The sequence below is a fragment of the Streptomyces mesophilus genome (assembly GCF_040300965.1).
In the GTDB taxonomy this organism is placed as follows: Bacteria; Actinomycetota; Actinomycetes; order Streptomycetales; family Streptomycetaceae; genus Streptomyces; species Streptomyces mesophilus_A.
Genome location: NZ_JBEPEW010000001.1, coordinates 112,579 through 125,966, shown reverse-complemented (window position 1 = coordinate 125,966; position 13,388 = coordinate 112,579). Strand labels below are relative to the sequence as shown.

The 13,388-nt window shown below is 70.9% G+C and carries 9 protein-coding genes; all 9 read right to left on the bottom strand.

What is annotated here, in order from left to right:
- Nucleotides 1-81: 81 nt before the first annotated feature.
- The 9 genes from ABT367_RS00510 to ABT367_RS00470 all read right to left on the bottom strand — a co-directional run bounded on the left by ABT367_RS00510 (nt 82) and on the right by ABT367_RS00470 (nt 13,325).
- Nucleotides 82-1,497, bottom strand: a complete 1,416-nt coding sequence (locus ABT367_RS00510) for an alkaline phosphatase family protein (RefSeq protein WP_352248003.1) — start codon at nt 1,495-1,497, stop codon at nt 82-84.
- Nucleotides 1,494-2,663, bottom strand: a complete 1,170-nt coding sequence (eboE, locus tag ABT367_RS00505) for a metabolite traffic protein EboE (protein WP_352248001.1) — start codon at nt 2,661-2,663, stop codon at nt 1,494-1,496. The genes ABT367_RS00510 and eboE overlap by 4 nt, the downstream gene beginning before the upstream one ends.
- A 3-nt stretch (nt 2,664-2,666) precedes the next feature.
- Nucleotides 2,667-3,515, bottom strand: a complete 849-nt coding sequence (locus ABT367_RS00500) for a TatD family hydrolase (RefSeq protein ID WP_352247999.1) — start codon at nt 3,513-3,515, stop codon at nt 2,667-2,669.
- Complete coding sequence (locus ABT367_RS00495) at nt 3,515-4,279, bottom strand: EboA domain-containing protein (RefSeq protein ID WP_352247997.1); 765 nt, start codon at nt 4,277-4,279, stop codon at nt 3,515-3,517. Before ABT367_RS00495 ends, ABT367_RS00500 begins: the two co-directional genes overlap by 1 nt.
- Entirely contained in the window at nt 4,276-5,259 is a 984-nt protein-coding gene (locus ABT367_RS00490; RefSeq protein ID WP_352247995.1) for a sugar phosphate isomerase/epimerase family protein, read from the bottom strand. Before ABT367_RS00490 ends, ABT367_RS00495 begins: the two co-directional genes overlap by 4 nt.
- The gene (locus ABT367_RS00485; protein WP_434975367.1) at nt 5,256-6,407 is read right to left on the bottom strand and encodes an SCO3242 family prenyltransferase; all 1,152 of its coding nucleotides are present in this window, start codon (nt 6,405-6,407) and stop codon (nt 5,256-5,258) included. The genes ABT367_RS00490 and ABT367_RS00485 overlap by 4 nt, the downstream gene beginning before the upstream one ends.
- Nucleotides 6,408-6,868: 461 nt before the next feature.
- Nucleotides 6,869-8,011 (bottom strand): inositol-3-phosphate synthase, encoded by a 1,143-nt coding sequence (locus ABT367_RS00480; protein WP_352247993.1) that lies wholly within the window; start codon nt 8,009-8,011, stop codon nt 6,869-6,871.
- 298 nt (nt 8,012-8,309) lie between these two features.
- Nucleotides 8,310-12,044 (bottom strand): ThuA domain-containing protein, encoded by a 3,735-nt coding sequence (locus tag ABT367_RS00475; protein WP_352247991.1) that lies wholly within the window; start codon nt 12,042-12,044, stop codon nt 8,310-8,312.
- Between the two features lie 279 nt (nt 12,045-12,323).
- Nucleotides 12,324-13,325 carry a sugar phosphate isomerase/epimerase family protein gene (locus ABT367_RS00470; protein ID WP_352247988.1) on the bottom strand — a complete coding sequence of 334 codons (1,002 nt, stop codon included), beginning with the start codon at nt 13,323-13,325 and terminating at the stop codon, nt 12,324-12,326.
- Between the last annotated feature and the right edge of the window lie 63 nt (nt 13,326-13,388).

Here is a 13,388-nt window from a genome sequence, read left to right as displayed (position 1 = left end):
GGAACTCCTTTGTTTTGGAGCGTTGTCAGTGGTGTCTGGTTGAGTTGAGTGGTGGATCGGGGCAGCGGGAGCGGGCCGTGTTCAGGCCAGTCCCGCGAGGGTGAGCAACAGCGACTTCACATCGGTGGCCTTCAGGGGGCCATCGACAGCGCGGGGGGTGGAGCACAGGATGAGCGGACCGTCTTGCGGATCTTCGGGGAGCCTGCCGTGGCTTCCGCGAATAGGTGACGGGTCCAGGGGCACGACCGCCATGCGGTAGCGCATGCCGAGTTTCTTGCGTGCCAGGGCCTTGGCCGCCTTGACCTTCACATAGGGGTCGAGGGGGTCCATGAAGAGTTCGACCGGGTCATAGCCGGGTTTGCGGTGGATCTCGACGAGCTGCGCGAAGTCGGGCGCGCGCTCGTCGTCGAGCCAGTAGTAGTACGTGAACCAGGCGTCCGGCTCCGCGATGGCGACGAGCTCGCCGGAGCGCGGGTGATCGAGGCCGTGGCTCTTCTTGCCCTCGTCGTCGAGGAGTTCGTCGATTCCTTCGAGACCGGCAAGGGCCTGCTTCGTCGCGTCCATGTCCTCCGGGCTGCGCACATACACATGCGCGAGCTGGTGGTCGGCGACGGCGAAGGCGCGCGAGGCCATGGTGTCGAGGTACTCCATGCCGTCCTGGGTGTGCACCTCGAGCAGTCCTGCCCTGCGCAGGGCGCGGTTGATGTCCACGTGGCGGCTGACCTTGGTGATGCCGTACTCGGAGAGGGCGACCACCGTGCGGCCTTCGGCTCTGGCGTCGGCCAGGAGCGGGCCGAGGGCCCTGTCGATATTCCTGGCCGCCTGCAGCGAGCGCGGATCGTCGGGGCCGAAGCGCTGCAGGTCGTAGTCGAGATGGGGGAGGTAGCAGAGCGTCAGATCGGGCCGGCGGGTGCGCATGATGTGGCGGGTCGCGTCGATGATCCACTGCGAGGAGGTGAGATTCGCGCCCGGGCCCCAGAAGGTGAAGAGGGGGAACGTGCCGAATTTCTCGGTGAGTTCATCGTGCAGCGCCGGTGGCCGTGTGTAGCAGTCGGGCTCTTTGCGGCCGTCGGCGTAGTAGACGGGACGGGGGGTGACGATGATGTCGGTGTCCGCGCCCATGGCGTACCACCAGCAGATATTGGCGACCGTGTAGCCGGGGTGCACCCGGCGTGCGGCGTCCCAGAGTTTGTCGCCCGCGACCAGGCGGTTGTGCTGGCGCCACAGCAGGACGTCACCGAGTTCCCGGAAGTACCAGCCGTTGCCGACGATGCCGTGCTCGGCGGGCATGGTGCCGGTCAGGAAGGTGGACTGGGCGGCGCAGGTCACGGCGGGCAGCACCGTGCCGAGGGTGGCCTGGGAGCCGTCCGCGGCAAGGGACTTGAGGTTCGGCATGTGCGCGAGCAGACGGGGGGTGAGGCCGACGACGTCCAGGACCAGGAGCGGGGTGGGGCCGCCGTCGGAGTTCGCGGTGTCGGGGGTCGGGGCGACGGTCACGGCAGCTCCTTGAGGCCCAGGTCGACGAGGAGGTCCCGGGCGAGGGTGAGTTCGGCGGCGATGCCGTCGGCGAGCTGGGTGCGGGCGCGCGGACGCAGTGCGTCGGGCAGCGCCTGCCAGGTATACGTCTCGACCTCGAGGTGGCGGGTGCGCGGTGTCGGGCCGCCCACCAGGCGGGTCAGGACGTCCTTGAGGACATCGATCGTGGAGGTGAGGGGCGGCTCCGGAGCCGCGTGCAGCGGGACGTGGAAGTGGGATCGCCAGGGTGCGGTCTCGGGCAGGGCGTCGCCGCCGAGGGCCTCGCCCAGGTCGTCCGTGCCGTGCAGCCGGCCGGCCGCGCGGGTGCGGGTCTGGTGCAGGAAGCGGGGCTCGTCGAAGGCCGCCAACGCGGTGCGGACTTCGGGCAGTTGGGGCTGCTCGGCGTGGAGTGCGGCGGATAGCTGGACCTTGTGGATGGGGATGCCCGCGACGGCCAGGGCGTCGAGTGCGGTCCCCGGATCTTCGAAGGAGGTGGCGAGATGGCAGGTGTCGACGCAGATGCCGATGCGGTCATGACCGACGTCGGCCAGTGGGGCGATCGCGTCGGCAGTGGTCTCAACGGTGCAGCCGGGTTCGGGTTCCAGGCCGATACGGATCGAGCGGCCGGTGAGCTCCTCGAGCGCGTCGAGGCGCTGGGCCAGGGTGGTGAGGGCGTCGCGTGCGAGGGCGGCGCGGGTGTCGTCGTAGGCCGTGCGCCAGGCGAGCGGCAGCGTCGAGATGCTGCCTTCGGTGGCGTCGTCGGGGAGCAGCGAGGTGAGCAGCCGGGCCAGGTCGGTGGTGTGGCCCAGGCGTTCGGGGTCGGCCCAGTCCGGTTTGTACACGCGGTACTTGACCTCTTCGGCGCCGAAGCCCTCGTACGGGAAGCCGTTGAGGGTGACCACTTCGAGGCCGCGCCGGTCGAGTTCGCCGCGCAGCCCGCGCAGCGCGGCGGGGTCGGCGATCAGCGCGCGGGCAGCGTCGCGCGCGAGCCACAGACCGATGCCGAGCCGGTCCCTGCCGAGCCGTTTGCGGACGGGTTCGCAGTGGTCGCGGAGCTGGGCGAGCACACCGTCGAGGGTCTCGGCGGGGTGCACATTGGTGCAGTACGCGAGGTGGACGGTGGAGCCGTCGGGGTGACGGAAGCGCATGGCTCACTCACCTCCGCGCAGAATCGAGTTCCCCTCGTGCGTGGCCTCGGTGCCCACGACATCGAGGTCGAGCCGGCCGCTGAGACCGTAGAAGGCGAGGGGGTTGCGCCACAGGACCTGGTCGACCTCGTCCTCGGTGAACCCGGCGGCGAGCATCGCGTCGCCCACCTTGCGGGTCTTCAGCGGATCGCTCTTGCCCCAGTCCGCGGCCGAGTTGACGAGGACCTGCTCCGGTCCGTAGCTCCGCAGGATCGCGACCATACGGTCCTCGTCCATCTTGGTGTCGGGATAGACGGAGAAACCGAGCCAGCAGCCGGCGTCCTTGGCGTCCTTGACCGTGGTCTCGTTGAGATGGTCGAGCAGCACCCGGTCCAGTGGCAGCGCCGACTCGCGGACGACGTCGATGGTGCGGTGCAGACCGGCGAGCTTGTCGCGGTGCGGGGTGTGCACGAGTGCGGGGAGTTCGGCGTCCGCGGCCATCTGGAGCTGGGCGGACAGTGCGGCGTCCTCCGCCGGGGTCATCGAGTCGTACCCGATCTCGCCCACGGCGACGACGTTGTCCTTGACCAGATAGCGCGGCAACTGCTCGAGGACCGGGGTGCAGCGGGGGTCGTTCGCCTCCTTGGGGTTGAGGGCGATCGTGCAGCGGTGGGCGATCCCGTACTGCGCCGCGCGGAAGGGCTCCCAGCCCAGGAGCGAGTCGAAGTAGTCGTAGAAGGAGGACGGGGAGGTGCGGGGCTGGCCCAGCCAGAAGGCCGGCTCGACGACGGCGCGGACACCGGCCGCGTACATGGCCTCGTAGTCGTCGGTGGTGCGGGAGGTCATATGGATGTGGGGGTCGAAGATGCGCATCAGGACTCCTGGGGGGACGCGGCGGAGGCGGCTTCGGCGGGCTGCTCGGTGGGACCCTCGGTCAGCGCCTCGGTCAGCGCCTCGGTGAGGGCCAGGACGCGTTGCAGATCGCCGGGGACGGGGCGGCCTGCGGCGGTGCGCTCGCGCGCGTAGTCGCCGAGCATGCGGGCGAGTTCGGTGTCGCCTCTGGCGCGGTCGGCGAGTGCGGCGACGGCATCGACGCTCACGCCGGTGAACAGGCACTTGAGTACGGCATGCCGCCAGGCGTGGGCGTCGAGGTGCTCGGCGCCGTACGGGCCGACGGCTGCGGCCACCAGGGAGGTGTCGTTGGTGCGCAGGGCGTCCTCCGTGAGCCCGAGCGCCTCGGGTCCGGGCACGAGGTGCCCGAGGGCGCGCAGGACGGCGCGGCGTTCGGCGGCGGTGCCCTGCTCGTAGAGGCGGGTGAGGGTGGCGGCGTCGGCGCGGGCGGCGTGCAGGAGGAGCAGCCGGGCGTCATCGGCGTGCTCGGGTCCGCAGCGGCGGCCGGCTTGGGCGAAGCGCAACTCCCAGGTGGGGACGGGTCCTTGGCCTGGGGCGGACGGGTGGGCATGGGCCTGGTCGGGGTCGGCACGGTGCGAGGCGGCGCCATCGGGGTGGGTCTGGTCGGTGTCGGCCCGGTGGGCGGCCGCCGTGGTCAGGGCCTGGGCGAGCCAGGTCCGGGCTTCGTCGTCCAGGGCGGATTCGAGGCGGGCGCGGAGTGCCCCGAGGGCGGGGGTGCCGGTCATGGCCTGCCTCCTTCGGCGGGCTGGGCGTCGAGGGGTGCCGCCTGGACGGCCGGGCGCGGCGTGACCGGTCCGGGGGCGGGCCGCCCCTGCTCCCGGTGTTCGGCTCCCGCCGTACGGCGTTGTTGTGCGCGGCGTTCCGCGGCCGCCTGGGCCAGATGCAGAAACTCGAGGGATTCCTCGGCCAGTTGGGGACCGGCGTGGGAGTGCCGGGGAAGTTCGACGACGGTGAGGCCCTGGTAGCCGGTGGCGGCCAGCGCCTCGAGGACGGGCGGGAAGTCGATCTCGCCCTCACCGAAGGGGAGGTGTTCATGGACGCCGCGGCGCATGTCCTCGATCTGCACATGCCGCAGCCAAGGTGCGGCGTCCCGGACGCAGTCGGCCGGCGATGCCGGTTCGAGGCACTGGCAGTGACCGATGTCGAGGGTGAGCCCGAGAGCCTCCGGGGCGCCCAGATCCGTGCGCAGCCGGTGGAAGTCGGCGAGGCAGGAGAGAAGGTGCCCGGGTTCGGGCTCGATCGCCAGAGGTGTGCCCGCGCCCTCGGCCGCTTCGACCACCGGGACGATCGCCTCGGTGAGCCGTTTCCACGCCACATCGTCGGCGGTGTCCTCGGGCTTGATGCCGCTGAAGCAGTGCACGGCATGCGCACCCAGGTCGGCCGCCACGCGTACGGCGCGGATCAGCAGCCGTACGCGGGCGGCGCGGCGGTCGGGATCGGGGTCGAGGAGGGACGGGCCGTGTTTGCGGCGCGGGTCCAGGACATAGCGCGCGCCGGTCTCGACGGTCGCCGTGAGGCCGAGCTGGTCGAGGCGGCGGGCCACCCGGCGGGTGCGGGCCGCGAGGTCGGGCGCCATCGGGTCCAGATGCATGTGGTCGAGGGTGAGACCGACGCCCTCGTACCCCAGGTCGGCGAGCAGGCCGAGGGCGTCGTCGAGGCGCAGATCGGTCAGGCCGTTGGTGCCGTAGCCGAAACGGAGGCTCATGTGACGCTCACCTTCCGTGCGAACCGGCGGGCGACGGGGGCAAGTGACGCGGTGACCACCGCGACGCCGGGGTGGCCCGACCTGGCCGCGAGGGCCGCCTGGAGCGGGATCATCGCGCGGATCCCGCCGCCCACGGCTCGCTGGGTGAGCTGGGGCGAAGGGTTGAGGAGCGCATGGAAGAGGGGCTGCGCCGCGGTGAGGGCGTACAGAGCGCCCAGTGCGGAGCGCAGGCTGTCGGTGGGGGTGGGGCCCGGCAGGCCGAGGGCGGCTGCGACTCCTCGGCCCGCCGGGAGCTGGTGGGGTGAGGGCGTCGGGCCAGCCGGTCCGGGGACCGCCGTCCCGCTCCCCACGCGCCCATGTGCCACCGCACGCGACAGCACCGCCGTGACAGCAAGTCCCGTCAGCGGGGCGAGGGTTGAGCCGCCCTCCGCCTCGCGCCGGGAGACAGTGGTGACGGAGAACGTGTGGGCGCCGAGCAGCGCGGAGGCCGACAGGGCGGGGCGCACCCGGCCGGTGGTGGCGACGGCGCCGAGGAGGAGGTCGAGCGAACGGGCTCCGGCCATGGCAAGCGGACCCGCCGGGGTGTTCTTCAGACCCAGGTCGTACGCCCACACGGTGCCGGCAAGCGCGCCCGCGACGGCGAGCGGACGCCGCCCGGCCAGCGACGCGAGCGCAAGCCCGGCAGCCGTGAGTCCGGCGGCCGCGGCGAGCGCGGCGAACGGGGTGATGCGCCCCGAGGGCAGGGGCCGGTGGGGGCGCTCCACGGCGTCGACCTCGCGGTCGGCCCAGTCGTTGAGGGCCATCCCGGCCTCGTACAGACAGAGGGAGGAGGCGATCGCGAGCAGGGTGCGCCCGCGCGGTCGCGCACCGCTCGCCGCGGCGCCGGCGAGGGCGTCACCGGGGACGGTGAACAGGGCGGAGACGCGCAGGAGTTCGGCCCAGTCGCCGAGGCGAGGGCGGTGGCGTGCTGGTGGGTCCGCGTCGGGGAGTGCCTCCGCGTGCGGGACAGTGCCGGGCCGGTGCGCGGGGTTCGGCTGCCCGTCGGAGACGGCGCCTCCCCGCGGTGAGGCGCCGGACGCCTGGCCGCGCGCAGCGCCGGTGCGATCCCCCAGCGGCACGTCGCTCGACGCCTGACCGCCGGATGCCACGCCACGGTCCCACAACGGCACGACACCTGAGGCCTCGCCGCCCGATGCCACCTCTCGTTCCCGCAACGGCGCGCCGCCCGGCTCCGGAGGTGTACCGCTCGCGCCCGACGTGCCGCCCGCACCACTGACAACGTTCTCCCCAGCGGAAACATCACCAGTTCCGGGCGGCGGCCCGGGTCGCGTTCCAGGCTCGCCCGGTGACGTGGCGGCGGTTCCTTCGACCGTCACCGCACCACCGGTCGCGGGCGCGGACCGACGTCCGTCCGCACCACCGGTCGCGGGCGCGGACCGACTTCCGTCCGCACCACCGGTCGCGGGCGCGGACCGACGTCCACCCACACCACCGGTCGCGGGCGCGGACCGACGTCCACCACCGCGCCCCGCTCCCGACCAAGCCGCCCCCACAACCCCCGCCAATACCAGCGCGCCGGCCAAGGAGAGGCGACGTATCCGGGAGCCGGTCACCGGGTGGCCCTCAGCTGATCGGCAAAGGACAGCAGGTGCGTGAACTGTTCGCCGAGGGAGGAGGATTCGCCGTCCGGGTCCTTGAAGTAGAAGCCGAGTTCGGGGCGCGGGCCCGTCAGACCCACGTCCCCGGCGCGCGCGACCAGCCGGGCCAGGTCGAGGACCAACGGTGCGGCGAGCGCCGAGTCGCAGCCCTGCCAGATGGTCTGGAGCACCATCCGCGAGCCGAGGAAGCCGTCGAAGGCGATGTGGTCCCAGGCGGTCTTCCAGTCACCGAGCGCCGGGACGTCGTCGATGTGCACCTCGCCCTGCGGGGCGGCACCGAGCACGTCGGCAAGGACACGCTCCTTGCCTGCGTTCTTGGCGGCCGCCGCGGCGGGGTCGGCCAGCGCGGCACCGTCGCCGCCACCGAGAAGGTTCGCGCCGGACCAGGCCCGTACGTCGAGTGCGCGCTGCAGGAACATCGGCGCGAGTACGGAACGCAGCAGTGTCTGGCCGGTCTTGCCGTCACGCCCGGCCCAGGTGAGCCCTGAGGAGGCGGAGGCGTCGGCCAGCGCGGGGTGGTGCATCCCCGTGGAGGGGGTGAAGTTGACATACGGGTGCCCGGCCCGCAGTGCGGCGGCAGCGTAGAGCGAGCTGACGGGCAGCCGGTCCGAGTCGGGATCGGGCAGGGGCTCCGTCGAGGCCACGTTCACCACGACGGCCCGGGCGAGGCCACGGCGCCGTACGAAATCCGTGAGGTCCGCGGCGAAGGCGTCGATCAGCTCCTCGTCCGTGCGCGCGTCGCCCGGAAGCGGGCCGCCGGGCCGTATCTCCGCGTCCGCGGCCGCCAGTTCGGCGCCGACCGCGGCCGGCAGACCGTACGGCAGCACTCCCCCGGCGGCCAGGTGCTCGGCGCGCTTGGGCAGCGGGCAGCTGTTGGTGTCATGACCGCCGAACACCAGTGACCCGAGCGGCGCGAGCGAGCAGTCCGCGAACGGAGGCGTCTCGGTGACCATGCCGGTCGCCGGGTGCAGCCCGGCGGCGACGGCCGCCGCGCCGGCGACCACGGTGGTGGCCACGGAGCCGCGGGCACCGATGAGCCACACTCCCAAGGCGGGTGCGGTGGTGGGCGGTTGGGAGCTTTCGGACGTGGACACAGGGAGCCTCCTGTCGTGCACGGACCATTGCCGGATAGTGCCGGCCGCTGTCGGCATACGCCGCCCAGCCGCCGGACAGTCCGGCCGCCGGCGGTACGAGCCGCCGGCCACCGGACAGATCCCGGCCACCGGCGGACCATGCCGCCAGTCGCCGGTTCGTCGCCGGAAGAGAGGGACCGGGCCCGGCCGCCCCCGTGATCAATTCGGGGACAGCCGGTCCGGCCTGGTCCTGCTCACCCGGGGGCGACAGGACCTGAGACGTCGGGCGGAGGTCCGGCGTCCGCCGCCCGACGCCGTACTAGGCGCCCGGAACGGGCAGGTTCTTCAGCTGGATGTTGCGGAAGGAGACATGGTCGGCGGAGCCGTGGTTCTGCAGACCGATGTAGCCGTCGGTCAGGCTCCGCGCGGGGTCCGTGTTGGTGAAGTCGTTGATCTTGACTCCGTTGAGGAACACCTGGAGGCGCTCCCCCTGGACCCTGATCTCATACGAGTTCCACTGGCCGGGCGGCCGAAGCACCTGGTCACGGGCCTTGATGTTCGCCGACTTGAACGAGTAGACCGCCCCTGTCGTGCGATCGGCCGCGTCGGAGGCGTCGATCTGGATCTCGTACCCCTTGTTCACCGCGGACCACGGATCGTCGGAGGCCGGGAAGCCCACGAAGATCCCGGAGTTGTCGTCGCCCTGCATCTTCCAGTCGAGCTTCAGGGAGTACGACTTGAGCTCCTTGGCCTGGTACCAGAGCAGCCCCATGCCGCCCTCGGTCTCCATGACCCCGTCCTTGACCACGAACTTGCCGGGTCCGGCCTGCTTCCAGCCTTCGAGGGTCTCCCCGTTGAAGATGTCCCGGTAGCCGGTGTCCGGCTTGCAGTCGGCCTTCACCTGGCCGGAGGCGTACTGCAGACCGCCGAGCAGATGGGTGCGGAAGGCCGGCTCCGCGTACGACTCCTTGGTGTGACCGCCACCGGTGTAGAAGGAGCGGCCGCCGCCGTAGCTCTGGCACCAGGCGATCGGGTGGTCGCCCTTCATGGTGCCGCCCTGGTAGGTCGTCTCGTCCAGGGTCGCCAGGATCTTGGCCTTGTCACGCGGGTTGGTGCGGTAGTTGTACCACTCGTCGGTGCGCTCCCACTTGGTGTCCAGGTGCGCGGTGGACGGGTGGTCGTGGTCCTCGACGCGGACCGTGGCCTTCTGGATCGCCGGGTGCGACTGGAAGTAGGCGCCGGCGAGGCCGCCGTAGAACTCCCAGTCGTACTCGGTGTCGGCGGCCGCGTGGACGCCCATGTAGCCGCCGCCGTTCGCCACGTACCCCTCGAAGGCCTTCTGCTGCGCCTCGTTGAGGACATCACCCGTGGTGGACAGGAAGACCACCGCGTCGTACTTGGCGAGGTTGGTGGTGGTGAACTGTCCGGCCTCCTCGGTCGCGTCGACCGTGATGCCGGCCGGTGCGCCCAGCTCCTTCAGGGCCGCGACGCCCGTCGGGATGGAGTCGTGCCGGAAGCCGGCGGTCTTGGAGAAGACCAGGACCTTCTTGCCGGACTTGAACGGCTCGGTGGAGAACTCGAAGTCGTCCACGTCGTACAGCGCGCCCTCGCCGCCCTTGAAGACCAGGTAGATCTCGGTGGTCTTGGCGGGCAGGGCCCGCAGCGGCACGTCGACGTTCTGGAACGTGTCCCAGCTGCCGGTCGGCGGGATGTACGCGGAGCCGTGCAGCGGACCGGTGGGCGAGCCGGTGCGCAGCTCGATGAAGCCGCCCGCGCCGCCGGATGAGGCCCGTACGGTCATCTTCTTCTGCCCGGAGAACTTGTACGGGCTGAAGGAGATCCAGTCGCCGTCGTTGATGTCACCGACGGTCTTGCCGCCGTTGGCACCGGCCTTGTCGTAGACCTTGACGCCCGACTGCTTGCCGAAGTGCTCGGCCTGGCGGTGCAGCGGCTGGAGCACGGCGCGGGCCGTACCGGTCAGCGCCTCCTGGCCGTTGGAGCCGCCGTCGGTGTACGAAGCGCCGACGACACCGTAGATGTTGGCGTTGGGGTCGTGGCCACCGTCACCCGGAGGCGGCGTGAGGGTGCCCTCGCAGCCCATCTCGCTGGTCAGCTCGTGTGCGTGGGAGTCATGGCCGAGGCTGTACGCGACCTTGACCTTGGAGCAGTCGACCGTCTCGTCCGGGTCGGTGACCGTCACCTTGAAGGGGACGGGCTTGCCGAACTCGGCCAGGCTGCCGTTGCCCGGGATGTCGATCTTCACCTTGGGCTCGGTGTTGCCGACGACGATGCGTGCGTTGGCGGTGCCGGTGTTGCCCTCGGGGTCCTTCGCCGTGAACGTCACCGTGTAGGTGCCGATCTTCTTGTACTGGTGGGTGGGGGTCAGGCCCTCGCCCTTCGTACCGTCGCCGAAGTCCCAGCTGTAGGTGAGGTCGGTCGAGTCCGCGTCCTTGGCGGAGCCGGTGAACTTCACCTTGAGACCGGCCGGTCCGGACGTCTTGTCGGCGCTGACCTCGGCCAGCGGCGAGAAGCCGTCCTCGGCGTTCTCGATCCGGTAGAGCGCGGAGTGCTCGTCGCCCTGGAACCAGGAGACGCCGTAGTCGAGGACGTAGAGCGCGCCGTCGGGGCCGAACTCCATGTCCATGATCTGCGTGCCGGTCCACGGCAGGGTCTTGATCTCCTTGACCGAGCCGTCCTCGTTCTGCGAGATCGGCTTGATCCAGCGGCGGCCGAACTCGCCCGCGAAGAAGTCACCGTCGTAGGACGCGGGGAACTTCACCTTGGAGTCGAGGTCCGGGTCGTAGCGGTAGACCGGGCCCGCCATCGGGGACTCGGAGCCGGTGCCGAACTCGGGCACGCTGCCGCCGTCGTACGGGATCCACGCGGCCTGGGCCGGCGGGAGGTCCGTGAGGCCGGTGTTGTGCGGCGAGGTGTTCTTCAGGTTGGCGCAGTCGAACTTCGGACCGGACTCCTTGGTGGCGAAGTCGTAGTCGTTGTACGCGTCGTTGTTGCCGGTGCAGAACGGCCAGCCGAAGTTGGCGGCCTTCGTCACCTTGGCGAACTCGACCTGCCCGGCCGGGCCGCGCGTCGCGGAGGCCGCGCCCGCGTCGGGGCCGTAGTCGCCCACGTACACGATGCCGGTCTTGTCGTCGACGCTCATCCGGAACGGGTTGCGGAAGCCCATCGCATAGATCTCGGGACGGGTCTTCTCGGTGCCCGGGGCGAAGAGGTTGCCCTCCGGGATGGTGTAGGAGCCGTCCGCGGCCACCTTGATCCGGAGGATCTTGCCGCGCAGGTCGTTGGTGTTGCCGGAGCTGCGCCGTGCGTCGAAGGCGGGGTTGCGGCCCTCGCGGTCGTCGATCGGGGTGTAGCCGTCGGAGGCGAAGGGGTTGGTGTCGTCGCCGGTCGACAGGTACAGGTTGCCCTGCGCGTCGAAGTCGATGTCACCGCCGACGTGGCAGCACAGGCCGCGCGAGGCGGCGACGTCGATGACCTTCTTCTCGCTGGCCATGTCGAGGGTGCCGTTGGCGTTGAGGGTGAAGCGCGCCAGACGGTTCACGCCGTCGAACTTCTTGAAGTCCTCGGCGGTGCCGGTCTCCGGGGCGTCGCCGGCCGGAGTGTCCAGCGGCGGGGCGTAGTAGAGGAAGATCGCCCGGTTGTTCTTGAAGTCCGGGTCGACGGCTACGCCCTGCAGGCCTTCCTCGTCGTGGTTGTAGACGGGGATCTTGCCGGCGACCTTGGTGACGCCGCCCTGGTCGGTCAGGCGCAGTGTGCCGTCGCGCGAGGTGTGCAGGACGCTGCGGTCCGGCAGTACGGCGAGCGACATCGGCTCGCCGGTCTCGGGCTCGCCCTTGGCGAGCGGCACCTGCTGGAACTGCCCTTCGGCGGCGGCCGGCTGCTCGTCGTGCTCGGGGTGGCCGGGGTGGGCTCCTGCGATGCTCGCCGGGGTGCCAACGGCGAGCAGCAGGCCGGTGAACAGGGCGAGGGTGGTGCGCAATCTCGGACGCTTCTTGGCTCTGACGGCTCTTGGAGTGAGAACTCTGCTTCTGTGCACGAAGTCCCTCCGGGAACGGGTGGGCCGTACGGAACGGGTGCGGTGACGTGCGGTGAAAGGGCCGGGGTGCGCCGTCACCCCGAGCGACTCATGTCCTGTACACCTCAGGGACCGTAGCCGGGTTCGTCCACTTCCGAAAGACGTTGTGCAGCAAGGAAGTTGAACTTTTTCCCGGCTAAGGACAAAGCCTTGTTCGCCGAGGTCAGCGGCCTGTTTCCGGGCAGGCCGGAGCGGGGGCCCGGTGTCGCGTACGACCACCGGGCCCCTGCGGGCCCGCGCTCAGTCGCTCCCGAACGCGGCGTCGAACGACGCCGTCGGCAGCTCGTAGTCGTACGCCTTCAGCTTGGCCAGTGCCTCCGGGGCGCCCCGCAGGCGGTCCATCCCGGCGTCCTCCCACTCGACCGAGATCGGACCCTCGTAGCCGATGGAGTTGAGCATCCGGAAGACGTCCTCCCAGGGCACGTCGCCGTGTCCCGCGGAGACGAAGTCCCAGCCGCGCCGCGGGTCGCCCCAGGGCAGATGCGAGCCGAGCCGCCCGTTGCGGCCGTCGAGGCGGCGCCGGGCCTCCTTGCAGTCCACGTGATAGATCCGGTCACGGAAGTCGTACAGGAAGCCGACCGGGTCGAGGTCCTGCCAGACGAAATGCGACGGGTCGAAGTTCAGACCGAAGGCCGGCCGCCGGTCCACCGCCTCGAGGGCGCGTACGGTCGTCCAGTAGTCGTACGCGATCTCGCTGGGGTGCACCTCATGGGCGAAGCGCACACCCTCCGCGTCGAAGACGTCGAGGATCGGGTTCCAGCGCTCGGCGAAGTCCTCGTAACCGCGCTCGATCATCGACTCGGGCGCCGGCGGGAACATGGCGACGAGATGCCAGATCGAGGAGCCGGTGAAGCCGATCACGGTGTCGACCCCGAAGGCCGCGGCGGCCCGTGCGGTGTCCTTGATCTCTGCGGCCGCCCGCTGCCGCACGCCTTCGCCCTCACCGTCGCCCCAGATGCGCGAGGGAAGGATGGCCTGGTGCCGCTCGTCGATGATCGAGTCGCAGACGGCCTGGCCGACGAGGTGGCTGGAGATGGCGAAACACTTCAGTCCGTACTTCTCCAGGAGCTGGTGGCGCCCCTTGATGTACGCGGGGTCGGCGAGGGCCTTGTCGACCTCGAAGTGGTCGCCCCAGCAGGCGAGTTCGAGGCCGTCGTAGCCGAAGTCGCGGGCGTGCGCGCAGACCTCCTCGAGCGGGAGATCGGCCCACTGGCCGGTGAAGAGCGTGAAGGGTCGGGTCATATCCGGGCCTCCTCGACCGGTATGCGGTTCATGTCCGGGCCTCCTCGACCCGAATGTGTTTCA

Coding starts and splice junctions, on each gene's coding strand:
- eboE (WP_352248001.1), bottom strand. CDS start 2,663: ATGCGCTTCCGTCACCCCGACGGCTCCACCGTCCACCTCGCGTACTGC.
- ABT367_RS00500 (WP_352247999.1), bottom strand. CDS start 3,515: ATGCGCATCTTCGACCCCCACATCCATATGACCTCCCGCACCACCGAC.
- ABT367_RS00495 (WP_352247997.1), bottom strand. CDS start 4,279: ATGACCGGCACCCCCGCCCTCGGGGCACTCCGCGCCCGCCTCGAATCC.
- ABT367_RS00490 (WP_352247995.1), bottom strand. CDS start 5,259: ATGAGCCTCCGTTTCGGCTACGGCACCAACGGCCTGACCGATCTGCGC.
- ABT367_RS00470 (WP_352247988.1), bottom strand. CDS start 13,325: ATGACCCGACCCTTCACGCTCTTCACCGGCCAGTGGGCCGATCTCCCG.